The organism is Actinoplanes siamensis (genome assembly GCF_016862395.1).
GTDB lineage: Bacteria > Actinomycetota > Actinomycetes > Mycobacteriales > Micromonosporaceae > Actinoplanes > Actinoplanes siamensis.
In genome coordinates this window covers 43,651-56,518 of record NZ_BOMW01000012.1, presented here as the reverse complement: position 1 = coordinate 56,518, position 12,868 = coordinate 43,651, and the positions used below count along the sequence as shown (strand labels likewise).

The 12,868-nt window shown below is 73.7% G+C and carries 12 protein-coding genes; 1 reads left to right on the top strand and 11 read right to left on the bottom strand.

Going from position 1 to position 12,868, the window contains the following annotated elements:
* Positions 1-168: 168 nt before the first annotated feature.
* Positions 169-1,071: a sigma-70 family RNA polymerase sigma factor gene (locus Asi03nite_RS05050; RefSeq protein ID WP_203677224.1), complete on the top strand. Its 903-nt coding sequence runs from the start codon at positions 169-171 to the stop codon at positions 1,069-1,071.
* On the opposite strand, the gene Asi03nite_RS05045 is transcribed toward Asi03nite_RS05050, so the two are convergent.
* From Asi03nite_RS05045 to Asi03nite_RS37675, 11 genes are all read right to left on the bottom strand, one after another.
* Positions 1,031-1,840 (bottom strand): urease accessory protein UreD, encoded by an 810-nt coding sequence (locus Asi03nite_RS05045; protein WP_203677223.1) that lies wholly within the window; start codon positions 1,838-1,840, stop codon positions 1,031-1,033. The genes Asi03nite_RS05050 and Asi03nite_RS05045 overlap by 41 nt on opposite strands.
* Positions 1,841-1,858: 18 nt before the next feature.
* On the bottom strand, positions 1,859-2,500 hold the full coding sequence (gene ureG, locus Asi03nite_RS05040) for an urease accessory protein UreG (RefSeq protein ID WP_203677222.1): 642 nt from the start codon (positions 2,498-2,500) through the stop codon (positions 1,859-1,861).
* Positions 2,501-2,543: 43 nt separating this feature from the next.
* Positions 2,544-3,188: an urease accessory protein UreF gene (locus tag Asi03nite_RS05035; RefSeq protein WP_203677221.1), complete on the bottom strand. Its 645-nt coding sequence runs from the start codon at positions 3,186-3,188 to the stop codon at positions 2,544-2,546.
* Positions 3,188-4,906, bottom strand: a complete 1,719-nt coding sequence (locus Asi03nite_RS05030; protein ID WP_203677220.1) for an urease subunit alpha — start codon at positions 4,904-4,906, stop codon at positions 3,188-3,190. Before Asi03nite_RS05030 ends, Asi03nite_RS05035 begins: the two co-directional genes overlap by 1 nt.
* Positions 4,903-5,310, bottom strand: coding sequence for an urease subunit beta (locus tag Asi03nite_RS05025; RefSeq protein ID WP_203677219.1), 408 nt, complete (start codon positions 5,308-5,310; stop codon positions 4,903-4,905). Before Asi03nite_RS05025 ends, Asi03nite_RS05030 begins: the two co-directional genes overlap by 4 nt.
* Positions 5,307-5,609 (bottom strand): urease subunit gamma, encoded by a 303-nt coding sequence (locus Asi03nite_RS05020; protein ID WP_203677218.1) that lies wholly within the window; start codon positions 5,607-5,609, stop codon positions 5,307-5,309. The genes Asi03nite_RS05025 and Asi03nite_RS05020 overlap by 4 nt, the downstream gene beginning before the upstream one ends.
* A gap of 161 nt (positions 5,610-5,770) precedes the next feature.
* The gene (locus Asi03nite_RS05015) at positions 5,771-7,072 is read right to left on the bottom strand and encodes a serine/threonine-protein kinase (protein ID WP_203677217.1); all 1,302 of its coding nucleotides are present in this window, start codon (positions 7,070-7,072) and stop codon (positions 5,771-5,773) included.
* Between the two features lie 79 nt (positions 7,073-7,151).
* A complete protein-coding gene (locus tag Asi03nite_RS38430) occupies positions 7,152-9,173 on the bottom strand; it encodes a serine/threonine-protein kinase (RefSeq protein WP_275409325.1) in 2,022 nt (673 codons plus the stop codon).
* A 361-nt stretch (positions 9,174-9,534) separates the two neighbouring features.
* A complete protein-coding gene (locus tag Asi03nite_RS05005; protein ID WP_203677216.1) occupies positions 9,535-9,915 on the bottom strand; it encodes a RidA family protein in 381 nt (126 codons plus the stop codon).
* A complete protein-coding gene (locus tag Asi03nite_RS05000; RefSeq protein WP_203677215.1) occupies positions 9,915-11,168 on the bottom strand; it encodes an amidohydrolase family protein in 1,254 nt (417 codons plus the stop codon). The genes Asi03nite_RS05005 and Asi03nite_RS05000 overlap by 1 nt, the downstream gene beginning before the upstream one ends.
* Positions 11,165-12,829: a winged helix-turn-helix domain-containing protein gene (locus Asi03nite_RS37675; protein ID WP_239102394.1), complete on the bottom strand. Its 1,665-nt coding sequence runs from the start codon at positions 12,827-12,829 to the stop codon at positions 11,165-11,167. Before Asi03nite_RS37675 ends, Asi03nite_RS05000 begins: the two co-directional genes overlap by 4 nt.
* Between the last annotated feature and the right edge of the window lie 39 nt (positions 12,830-12,868).

The window sequence follows — 12,868 nt, the reverse complement described above, 5'->3', positions numbered from 1 at the left end:
CAGGCGGATCGTCACGTTTCCGGACCTCGGTCGTTCGCCGACCTGAGGCTTTACGTGAAAAAACTCCACAAAAGCAACCGAGTTCGGGCTCCGCTGCACCCGACGGCCATCACTCTTCATCTCATCAGCCGGCTTAACCAGCCGGTTCGTATGAGTGAGGAGGACTACGTGACCGCCACGACCGAACTCCCCGCCACCTTCGGCACCATGCACGACGCGCCCTCCGCGCGTGACATCGAGGACCTGATCCGCGAGCACATGCCGATGGTCGGCCACCTGGTGCGGGAACTGCTCAACCGGGTGCCTGGCCACGTTCACTCGGATGACCTCTCCTCCGCCGGCTTCGCGGCATTGCTCGGAGCGGCGCGCTCCTTCGACGTGACCCGCGGGATCCCCTTTCATCGCTTCGCCGCGGTGCGGATCCGCGGCGCGCTGCTGGACGAGCTGAGGGGACAGGACTGGGCCAGCCGGTCGGTGCGGGCCCGGGCACGGCGTGCCGCTTCCGCCCGCCAGGAACTGACCGCCGCGCTGGGACGCACCCCGAGCGATGCCGAGGTCGCCGAAATGCTCGGCATCGGGGTGTCCGAGCTGGCCAGCGTCGAGGACGACGTGCAGAAGGCGTCGCTGCTGAGCCTGCAGGGCTTCCCGACCGGGGCGGCCGAGGAGATGGTGCCGGAGCTGTCCGAGGGGCCCGAGGATCTGCTGCTCAAGCGGGAACGCCTGGGTTATCTGCACCAGGCCATCCAGGCGCTGCCCGAGCGGCTGCGCCAGGTCGTGGAGGAATCGTTCCTGCAGGAACAGCCGCTCAGCGAGGTGGCGGCACGACTCGGCGTGACCGAGTCCCGGATCTCCCAGCTGCGCACCGAGGCGCTGCGGCTGCTGCGGGAGGGGCTGAACAGCTCGCTCGCGCCGGAACTGCTGACCGTGGCGGCCGGTGGTCCGCGTACCCGGAAGGGATGTCTGCAGCGGCGCCGCAGCGAGTATTTCGCGAAGGTGCAGCAACAGGGCAATCTGCACACCCGGCTGGCTCTCACCGACAGCCACGGCGTGCCGATAGCCGTGGCGGCCTGACGGTGATCTCCCGTGGAGGGCGGCTTCGGCCGCCCTCCACGTGTCCGGCGGCGCAGAGCGGATCGAGGGCCGCCCGGACCTCCCGGATGTCAGCGCCGACGGCGGTGGCCAGCATGCCGGGGCCGGCCAGGGGCATGAGCGCCACGGCCGGGCCGGCCGACCCGGGCGTGACCGCGTCCGGGCCGGCGGTGAGCAGCGTGCCGATGGCGCGGCCGGCGCCGAGCACCGCCGGGCCGTCCCAGCCCGGGGCACGGGGACCGACGGCCAGTTCGTGCCGGTGGAGGGTGGTTCCGCCGTACCGGACGAGGGTGTCGGCGAGGACGTCGCCGCAGACCTCGCCGTGCCGCCCGCAGACCAGGTCGTCGCGCCACAACAGCGACCCACCCGCCTCGACCGCGACCCGGGTGACCACGACGTGATCACAGCCGGCGGCGGCGATCAGCGGCTCCGGGATCCACCGCAACGCGCCACCGGCCGCGACGTCGGCGGTGACCGTCAACCGGGACGCCGGCGCCGGCCGGCCGGGGAGCGCGAGCTGCGCCGCGACGCTGAGCACCTCCAGCCGCGCCCCCGGCCCCACCTCGACGTCCAGCCGCAGCTCGTCGCCGCGCAGCGGGCCGGCCGCCCCGCCGACGAGGTGCACGGTGACCCCCTCCGCGGTGTGCCGCCCGGTCCGCCGGAGCAGCAGCGGCGACTCCCCGCGCAGCACCGCCAGCCGGGTACGGCCGTGCCCGTCCACCTCGGCGACCACGCGGGCCTTCGCCTTCATCGTCCCTCCCCGGGGGGATCAGCCGGCGGCGCGCGCCGCCACGAGGCCGCGGATCCAGTCCGCGACAGGCGTGGCGCCCCGATCCTCGGCCAGCGACAGGAACACCGTCGGCAGGTCGCCGCGCCGGGCCCGGGCGTCCCGGTCCATCACCGACAGGTCGGCGCCCACCAGAGGCGCCAGATCCGTCTTGTTGATCACCAGCAGGTCCGCGGTCGTGACGCCCGGGCCCCCCTTGCGCGGGACCTTGTCCCCGCCGGACACGTCCACCACGAAGATCTGCTGGTCGATCAGCCCCTTGCTGAACGTGGCGGTCAGGTTGTCCCCGCCGCTCTCCAGCAGGACCAGGTCGAGCGGCCCGAGCGAGGACTCCAGATCCTCGACCGCGTCCAGGTTCGCCGAGATGTCGTCCCGGATCGCGGTGTGCGGGCAGCACCCGGTCTCCACCGCGCGGATCCGTTCCGCCGGCAGCACCCCGTTGCGGAGCAGGAAGTCCGCGTCCTCGGTGGTGTAGATGTCGTTCGTCACCACGGCCAGCCGCAGCTGGGCGCCGAGCGCCCGGCACAGCGCCGCCACCAGCGCGGTCTTGCCGGATCCGACCGGCCCGCCGATCCCGACGCGCAGCGCCCTGGACCCGCCCGTCAGCGGCGCGTGCGGGTCCACCTCCGGTTCCGGGTGGGTGTGAGGGACATGATGTGCCCGCGGTTCAGGATGCAAAGAGACGCACCTCCCAGGTGGCGTGATATTCGGCGCCGATGTCGAGCAGGGGAGCGCCCGAGGCCGGCAACCGGTCGACGGCGTCGCCGGATCGGGAGGCGGCGACCTCCGCGATCCGGTCACACTCCGGGGCCAGCCGGGCCAGGAGCGCGTGCACCCGGTACGGATCCAGCCCCAGCAGCCGGACCGCCGCACTGGCCGGACCGGTGATCGCACCGTGTGCCGCGGCCACCGCGGCCTGCCCCGGGGACAGCCCGGCGGCCGCGGCCAGCGCGCCGAGCGCCACCGGCTGGTGCGGCTCCCGGCCGACGCCGGCCACCGGCCACATGGCCCGCCCGGCGCGCAGCAGCGCACGGCCCTGCGCCCGCGAGGCCCGGCGCAGGGCCGGGGACGGGGTACGCGCGTCGAGCCCCGCGTCCAGGTCGGCCCAGCGGGTCGCATCCGCGCAGGCCGCCGCCGCGAACGCCGCCGACACCAGCCCGCCGGTGGCCAGCTTCCCGCGGAGGAAACCGTCCAGATCCGCGACCGAGCGCACCCGGCCGGCCGTGACCTGCGCCTCCAACCCGGCCGAGTGGGCGTGCCCGCCGGACGGCAGGCGGCCGTCCGCGAGCAGCAGCAGCGTGGCGAGACTCATCAGAACAGGAAGTACCGCTGCGCCATCGGCAGCTCGGTGACCGGATCCGGCTCCACGACCTCGCCGTCGACGCGTACCTCGAAGGTGTCCGCGTCCACCTCGATCCGCGGCATCGCGTCGTTGCGCGGCAGGTCCGCCTTGCCGATCGCCCGGGTGTCCGCGACCGGGACCAGCGTGCGCCGCACCCCGATCCGATCACCGAGAAGGGCGTCGACGGCGGCCGGCGCCACGAAGGCGAGCGAGGTGTGCGCCGGGACCGTACCGTAGGAGCCGAACATCGGCCGCGGCAGCACCGGCTGCGGCGTGGGGATGGACGCGTTCGCGTCACCCATCTGGGCGTACGCGATCATCCCGCCCTTGAGCACGAGCGCCGGCCGGACGCCGAAGAAGGCCGGATCCCACAGCACCAGGTCGGCGAGCTTGCCGGTCTCGATCGAGCCGACCTGACCGGCCAGGCCGTGCGCGACGGCCGGGCAGATCGTGTACTTGGCGACGTACCTCCTGGCGCGGTTGTTGTCCGCCGGCCCGTCACCGGCGAGCGGACCGCGGCGCGCCTTCATGACGTGGGCGGTCTGCCAGGTCCGCATGATCACCTCGCCGGCCCGGCCCATCGCCTGCGAGTCGGAACCGATCATCGAGATCGCGCCGAGATCGTGCAGCAGGTCCTCGGCGGCCATCGTCGACGGCCGGATCCGGCTCTCCGCGAACGCCAGGTCCTCCGGCACCGCCGAGTTCAGGTGGTGGCAGACCATCAGCATGTCGAAGTGCTCGGCCAGGGTGTTGCGGGTGTACGGCCGGGTCGGGTTCGTCGACGAGGGCAGCACGTTGGGGTGCGCGGCGACGGTGATGATGTCCGGCGCGTGCCCGCCGCCGGCGCCCTCGGTGTGATAGGCGTGGATGGACCGCCCGCCGATCGCCCGGATCGTCTCCTCGACGAAGCCGGCCTCGTTCAGCGTGTCCGTGTGGATCGCGGCCTGCACGCCGGACGCGTCGCACACCCGCAGGCACGCGTCGATCGCGGCCGGCGTGGTGCCCCAGTCCTCGTGCAGCTTGAAGCCGCCCGCGCCGCCGCGCAGCTGCTCCCACATCGACTCCTCGGACGTGGTGTTGCCCTTGCCGAGCAGCAGCACGTTCACCGGGAACGTGTCGATCGCCTCCAGCATCCGGGCCAGGTGCCAGGAGTTCGGCGTGACAGTGGTGGCCTTGGTGCCCTCGGCCGGCCCGGTGCCGCCGCCGACGATCGTGGTGACGCCGGACGCCACCGCGGTGTCCAGGACGGTCGGGCTGATCAGGTGCACGTGGCTGTCGATCGCCCCGGCCGTCAGGATCTTCCCGTTGCCCGCGATGATCTCGGTGCTCGCGCCGATCACCAGGCCGGGATGCACGCCGTCCATGGTGTCCGGGTTGCCGGCCTTGCCGATCGCGACGATCCGGCCGTCCCGGATGCCGACGTCGGCCTTGACGATGCCCCAGTGATCGAGCACGACGGCGCCGGTGATCACGGTGTCCGGCGCGCCCGCGGCGCGCGTCGCCCGGGACTGGCCCATCGACTCGCGGATCACCTTGCCGCCGCCGAAGACCACCTCGTCGCCCGGGTGCGGGCCGGCGCTGCGATCCTCCTCGATCTCGATCAGCAGGTTGGTGTCGGCCAGCCGGATCCGGTCCCCGGTGGTCGGCCCGTACAGCGCCGCGTACCGCCCGCGATCCAGGGTGCTCATCGAGCGCGCCCGTTCGGCTGGGCCTCGCCGGTGTCTTCGTCCAGAGATCCGGCCGGCTCGATGTCGGCCGGGTCGGGCCCGGCCGGGGGCGGCGGGGTGTCCAGCGGTCCGCCGGCCAGCCCGCGCAGACCCGGCACGATGCGGTCACCGGCCAGCGGCACCAGCACGACGTCGCGGGGCAGGCCCGGTTCGAACCGGACGGACGTGCCGGCCGGAATGGCGAGCCGGTGCCCCCAGGCAGCGGCGCGGTCGAACTCCAGGGCGGCGTTCGACTCGGCGAAGTGGAAGTGCGATCCGACCTGGATCGGCCGGTCGCCGGTGTTGCGCACGGTGACCTCCCGCCGCGGCCGGCCAGGGTTGATCGTGATGGCGCCGTCGCCGTGGAGAATCTCGCCGGGGATCATGAGATCGGCCCGTGCACGGTGACCAGCTTGGTGCCGTCCGGGAAGGTGGCCTCGACCTGCACCTCGGTCAGCATCTCGGGCACACCCTCCAGGACGTCGTCGCGGGTGAGCACCCGGCGCCCGGCGTCCATCAGCTCCACGACGGTCCGGCCGTCGCGTGCGCCCTCCAGCAGAAACGCCGTGATGACGGCGGTGGCCTCGGGATGGTTCAGCCGGAGCCCGCGCTCGCGCCGCTTCCGCGCGACGTCGGCGGCCACGTGGATGAGCAGACGATCCCGTTCGTGCTGGCTGAGGAACAAAGGAACCTCCTGGGTACGCCCCGAGATACTGGCAGCCGGACGTTTCCGGCGTGTGTCCGTCCCGTTCTGAAGATCGAAAACCACGATGACGTCGTACGCCGCCGGGCGGCGTCTCACCGTCCGGCTCCTCCCGGGCGGCGGGCCCGTGGCCGCGGGGCGCCTCACCGTCCGGCCTCTCCCGGGGCGGCGGACCCGTCGCCGGGCGGCTGCGACCCGCCGCCGGGAGGCTCGCTCTGCTCCGGGCTGCTCGACGACGGGGCGCTCGCGCTCACCGGGAGCCGGGACGGACTCGGTGGACGCGTGGTCCGGGTATTCCCGGGCGGCGGGTTCCGTCCCGGTGTCGTACCGGAAATCGTGGTCCTCAATGGTGGAACCGGCGACGGCGGGCCGGATCCGATCGGGGGAGCGGGCGACGGAGTGGTGGCCGCGGGACCGGTGCGCCAGCCGAACGGGTCGCTGACCAGAACCACCGCGGCGGCGCCGGACAGGGCGGCCAGCAGGACCGCCAGAATGGGCGGCAACCAGGGTTTCGGTCGGGCCCGCCCGGCGTCCGCGGTCCTCCTCCCGTCCTCCGCCGTGGCCGTCCCGCCCGTCAAAGCCGGTGACAGGGCGATCGTGTCCGATTCGGTGGCCAGCAGCCGCGCCGGGGCGCCGCCGGTCGCGGCCCGGGCGGCGCCGGCCATCGCGGCGGCCGACGGGTGCCGCCGCGCCGGATCCTTCTCCAGCGCCCGGGTGACCAGCGCCCGGACCCGTTCCGGCACGTCGGCGGGCAGCGGTGGCGGGTCGTCGGTGACGTGCCGGACGGCGATCGAGACCGCGTCGCCACCCTGGAACGGCGGCCGCCCGGCCAGACAGTGGTAGGCGACCGCGCCCAGGGCGTACAGGTCCGCGGCCGGGCCCACGGTCTTCTTGGCCACCTGCTCGGGAGCCATGTAGCCGGCGGTGCCGATCACATTCCGGGCCCCGGTCAGCGTCACCGAGAGCGCCGACCGGGCCACCCCGAAGTCGACGAGGACCACGTTCCCGTCCGGTTCGACGATCAGATTTCCGGGCGTGACGTCCCGGTGCACGATCCCGGCCCGGTGCACGCTCTGCAGCGCGCCGGCGACCTGGGCGACCAGCGCCGTCGTCTCCTCGGCGGAGAGCCGGCCCCGGCGGGCGATCAACCGGTCCAGCGGCTGCCCGTCGATCCGGGCCATCACCAGGTAGGCGCCGTGGCCGGTGGTGCCGAAGTCGTGGACCGCGGCCACGCCCGGATGCCGCACCGCCGCCATGGCCCGGGCCTCGTGCTCGAACCGCTGCCGGAAGCCGGGGTCGCCGGACCGCTCCACGAGCAGCATCTTCACGGCGACGGGGCGGCCGAGGAGGGTGTCTGTCGCCTGCCAGACCTCCCCCATGCCGCCGGCGGCGATGCGTTCGTCCAGCCGGTATCGACCGTTGAGCGACTCACCGGCCGTGGGCATAGCTCTCAGCGTACCCAGTCGATCAGCGATGATCGATCGATTGACCGGGTGTGGCGCATCGTCGCCGCGCCGCCTCCGCTCAGCCCACGTCGCTGCCCTGTCCGCTGTTCCCGCCGCCGGCGCCGCCGCCGGCGCCGCTGTTTCCGCCTCCGGTGCCACCGCCGCCGGCGCCGCTGTTCCCGCCGCCGGTGCCGTTGTTCCCAGGTCCGCTGTTGCCGCTGTCGCCGCCGGTCGTGCCGCTGTCGCCGGTTCCGCCGTCGGCGTCCTCGTCGCCGTCGTTGTCGTCGTCACCGGAGGTCTGCGTCGGCGCGGCCGTGGTCGGCTTCTGCGCCGGAGCGGTCGGCTCGCCGCCTCGGTTCCCGGTCGCGGTGGGTCGCGCGGTGCCGGTAGCTGTCTGTTCGTCTCGCGCCGGCTCGCTCGCCGGCCCGCCCCCGCGCGGTGCGCTGGTGCGTTCCCCGCCACCCGCATCGCTCTTCTTCTCCGGTGTGCGACTGGCCGGGGCGACAGCTGAAGGCTTTCCCGCGGGCGGCGTGTTCCCGGACGGCTCGTCGCCGGAAAGACCGAGCGGGTCCGCCAGCGCCATCACCGCGCCGAGTCCGAGCAGGACGAGCAGGGCTCCAGCAGCCAGAGCCCAGGCGCGTCTGCGCCGATCCGGGCCAACCGCCGGGCCGGCTCCCGGGCCAACCGCCGGGCCGGCCGCGCCGACTCCAGGGTCAGCCGCGCCGATCCCGGGCGTGACCGGCGCGCCATCGGCAGGGGCCGCGGTCCCGGTGCTTTCCCCAGCCGCGGCGCCACCGTCCTTCGCCGGCGAAGCCGGACTCCCGCTTCGCTGCTCCGGAGCAGGGGGCAGCCCAGGGGCAAGGCCGGCCACTGACGCCGCCGGGACCGCCGCAAGGGTTCCGTCCGCCATGGTCTGTCCGTCGCGAGCCGGTCCCGCCGGCCGAACGTCGGCAAGCAGCGGTGCTCCCACCATGGCTCGCGCGGCGAATCCCGTCCCGGCGCCGGCCGCCACAGCCTGAGTCGCCGCATTCGCATCCGCGGACCGTGCCTCGCCGTTCGTGCCTTCAGCCTGCGCGGCGATGCCGTCCATGGTGCCGTCCACCGCGACGCCGCCAGTGGTCGCCCGATCGCCGTTGATAGTGGAGACGCCCGTGCCCGCGGCGGTCGTGCCGAACGTCCCTGCCTTTGCGGCGGCCGCTCCGCGCGCTCCTGTTCCCGTGGCGGCGGTCTCCGTGGCGGCGGCCTTCGTGGCGGCGGTCTTCGTGGCGGCGGCCTTCGTGGCGGCGGTCTCCGTGGCGGCGGCCTCCGCGGCCGCGGCCATCGCGGCGGCGGACGGGAAACGCTCGGCCGGCTCCTTGGCCAGCGCGATGCCGATCAGGTCACGAACCGGCCGGGGCACGTCCCGGGACAGCGGCGGCGGCTCGTCCGTGACGTGCTGCAGGGCGACCGCCAGCGGGTTGTCCCCGAGGAACGGCGGCCGTCCGGTCAGGCAGTGATAAGCCACCCCGCCCAGCGCGTAGATGTCCGCCGCCGGCCCGGTGGTCCGCTTGGACACCTGCTCCGGCGCGATGTAGAGCGCCGTACCCACCACCTCGCGCGCCCCGGTCAGCGTGACCGAGTTCGCCGACCGGGCCACCCCGAAGTCGACCAGCACCACCGTCCCGTCCGGCTCGATGATCAGGTTCCCGGGCTTGACGTCCCGGTGCACGATCCCCGCGTCATGTGCGGCCTGCAGTGCCCGTCCGGCCTGCGCCACCACCGACATCGTCTCGGCCACCGAGAGCTGCCCGCGGTCGGCGAGCACCCGGTTCAGCGGCTGCCCGTCCACCCGTGCCATGACCAGGTAGGCGCCGTCCTCGGTGTCCCCGAAGTCGTACACCGCCACCACGCCCGGATGCCGCAACGCGGCCATGGCCCGCGCCTCGTGCCGGAACCGCCGCAGGAACCCGGGATCGGTCCCGCGCCCGCCCAGCAGCGTCTTCACCGCGACCGGGCGGCTCAGCACGGTGTCTGTCGCAGCCCAGACCTCACCCATGCCGCCGGCCGCGATCCGATCGTCCAGCCGATACCGTCCACCGAGCAACTCTCCGGGTTTAGGCATGGATGCTCTTCTACCCAAGACGGTCCCCGGCTATCCCCCTCCTCCCGCAACCGCGATCGTTCCGTCGACCGATCCCATTCTCGACGCGCTCCCAGGTGCCCATTCCAGGCCCGACCGCCGGGGAGCGCGGAGTACGACGACCAGCGATTGCGGCAGCTGGACGGCGACTGCCTGGGCGAGCCGAGCGGCCAGCTCGTGGTTTGGGCTGCCGAGTCGCACGCGTCTCCGTCCACTTGGCACGCATGCGTCTCGGCTGCCGTCGCCTGTTCCTCGATCCCTGAGCGCGGGCGAGCGCTGCCCTTGCCGGTGTGGTGCATTACGCCGGTGTAGTGGTTCTTGCGGGCGTATCGCCCCAGTAGCGCTATTCGCCTACGTAGAGGATGGCGTCGATCTCGATGTCGAAGCCGACCAGCGGGACCGGCAGGGTGGTCCGGACCGGCAGGTGATCGCCCTTGATGTACTGCGGATAGATCTCGTTCAGCTCGGCGAAGTCCCCGAAGTCACGCAGGTAGACGCCGACCCGGACGGCGTCGTCCAAGCTGGCGCCGGCGGCCTCGGCCACCGCGGCGAGGTTCCGGAAGGCGGCGTGCGCCTGCTCGGCGAAACTGCCGGTGACCCGGGTGCCGTCGGGCAGAGCGGGGACGGCGCCGGCCAGGTAGATCGTGTCGCCGGCCACGACCGCGTGCGAATACGGCCCACCGGCGGGCGCGGCCTTGTCGGTGATCACAGCGCGTTTCGGCATCAGGAACTCCTCTGTTGGTTTCTCGGGAACTGTTCGGCCAGCCCGTCCACTCCCACCAGGGGAGTGGTGAGCAGGTCACGGAGGTGGCGCGCACGGGCCGCCAGGGCCGCGTGCTGTGCGTCGGTGAGCGGGATCCACGGCGCAGGCGGGGACGGCAGTCGCGGGGGGAGCAGGCGCCCGGCCACATACGTCGCCTCGTTGACCAGGCGGATCGGTGACGTGCGGACCTGCCGGTGAGCGTCGGCGACGGGGAACTCCTCCGCCCGTACCTCGAAAATCGCGATGTCGGCCGGAGCGCCGGCCGTGAGTGTCCCGCCCGGCAGGCCCAACGCGCGGGCCGGATGGATGGTGACCGCGGCGACCACCTCGGCCAGCGGAACGCCGGCCGCCAGCAGCTTGGCCATCGTGGTGGGCAGGTCGAAGACCGGCCCGTGGAGAGACCGGGCGTGCAGGTCGGTGGAGATCGTGTAGGGCCGCAGGCTGGCCGCCAGCTGGGCCTCCAGCACGTCGAAAGCGAAGCCGCCCGAGCCGTGCCCCAGGTCGAGCAGCACCCCGCGCGCGGCCGCCGCATGTACGTCCGGGCCGAGCGGGACGGCGATCCCGCTCGCGCAGTGCGTCACGACGTCACCTGGCCGCAGCAGGCCCAGCACCTCGCCGAGTTCGGGTGGGGCGAGCCCGATATGGACCATCACCGGCACTCCGCAGGCTTCCGCGGCCGCCAGGCCACGGCGTAACGGCTCGACGCCGTTGTCGCCGACGGACTCCCGGTCGATACGCACCTTGACGCCCCGGATCAGCTCCCGGTTCGCCTGGATGGTGTCGATCGCCAGAGCTACGTCACAGTTCGCCAGGTCCCGGTTCTCCCCGGTGCGGCCGGCCAGGCCGATCGCCGAAATGTTCAGCAGGGCGGGCACCCGCACGGTGGCGGTGGCCGCGACCCGGCGCAGGCCGTCCAGCGTGAACGCCCCGGCCGAGCCGGCGTCCACCCACGTGGTCACCCCGGAATGCCAGGCTATCGGGTCGGGGTCGATGCCCCAGTAGCCCGGCCCGACGTGCGTGTGCAGGTCGATCAACCCCGGCGTGACCAGCCGGCCGGTGACGTCCACGACGTCGCGCGCGTCGCGGGGCAGACCCGCCCCCACCGCGGCGATCCGCCCGTCGCGGACCCCGACGTCCGCCGGTGTCCCGGCCGGAGGTGTCGTCTCGTCGCCGGTCAGCACGGTGCCACCGGCCAGGAGCAGGTCGAAGGTCACCGGGCACCGCCAGGAGCCAGGGCGGCCCGGATCGCCAGCCGGTAGAGCCGGGTGGGGCGGCCCTTGTGATGCGGCTGAGCACTGCCCTCGCCCGCGACGAGGCCGGCCTCACTGAGTTTGCGGATCAGCCGCCGCCCGCTCGGATCGGTGATCCCCAGCGCCCGGGCCAGCTCACCGGGTGTGATCGGGCGTCCGGCCAGCGAGTTCTCCAACGCCGCGAGCCGGGACATCGTGGCGGCGCTCAACCCCGATCGGGCGGCCAGTTCCTCCAGGCCGCCGTGCGCCCGGTAGGTATAGGCCAGGGGTGGGCCGGCCGCGCCGATCGGGCCGATCATCACGCCGTCCTCGGTGATCAGGTAGCCGGTGGTGTAACCGTCCCGCTCGGCGCGATCAGCCGCCTGCTCGGCCAGCGCCACACTGCTGCGGGCCGACGCGCCGATGCCGAAGCCGACCGCCGCGCCGGGACCCGGCAGGGGGCGTGGCGCAGCATCCGCTACCGGCACATCACCCAGGGCGGCGCCGTCGTCGAACGGGCTCGGCGCTCTGTCCGCGGCCGCTGTGTCGTTCGTCGAGCCCGGCCCGTTGTCGGCGGAGGTGGTGGGCCCCGTCGGAGTGTCGGCGGAGGTGGTGCGGCCGGGCGGCGTGTCGGCGGAGGCCGTGCGGCCGGTCGTCGTGTCGGAGGCGGACCCGCCGCCGGTCGTCGTGTCGGAGGCGGACCCGCCGCCGGACGTCGGGTCCGAAGTGGCGCCGCTGCGCGGTGGCGTGCCCGAGGCTGCGGTGTCGGCTGGCGGTTCCGGTGCTTCGCCGGTTGCCGCGTTGCTCACGAGGGGGTCGGCAGGGGAACCGGCGCCGTGGAAACCGGCGGCCTCGCCGAGCGGGAGGCTGACCCAGTGCCGGGTCATGGTCTGGAAGACAACGGCCGGTGCGAAGGCGATCACGTCACGGGCACCGTGCTCGTCGATCCAGGCGCCGGCCAGCTCGGGCAACTCGGACAAGGTCCGCTGCAACGCCGCCCGGGCGCCGGACTCCGGAGCGCGGAAGACCGCGGCGGCGAAACGCTGCTCGTCGGCCTGCCGGCCGCGCACCCGGGAGACCAGATCGTGCAGGTCGGCGCGGATCGTGCCGGGCGTGGCCAGCGCCTGCAGCACGGCGGTCCGCCCGTCGAGCGCGGCGGCCACCCCGGTGCGCGCGGAGATCACATAGGGCGCCCCGGTGCGCTCCAGATGCTCCCGGTGGAACGCGACCACTTCGGCGACCGGTTGCTCCGGGCGGAACGGGAGAGTGGCGATCGCCGGCCGGTCGAGGCCGAGCGCCGCCGCCACCTCGCCGACCGTCTCGTCGGGGAAGGTGTCGATGCTGACCGGGGTGGCCGGCCAGCCGTTGCCCCGGGCTCGTGCCCAGGCCAGAGCCAGATCGAGCGCGGCGGACCGGGTGACCACCGTGGGGAGGCCGGACGGCAGCAGGTCGCTCGCCCGGGCGTGCGGGACCAGGCCGAGGAGCAGGCCGTCGAGCGAGCCGCTGGCCAGCAGGTCGGCGACCTGATCGCGGATCTCCGACTCCCGCTCGTATTCCGCCCAGGCGAAGGAGACGCCGGTCAGCGTGCGGGTCGCCTCGGCGAAACGGGCACGCTGACCGGAGTGGACCACGACCCCGATGTTCATCGCGTCTCCTCTGGTGGTTCGTATGTGGCTCGTAGTAGC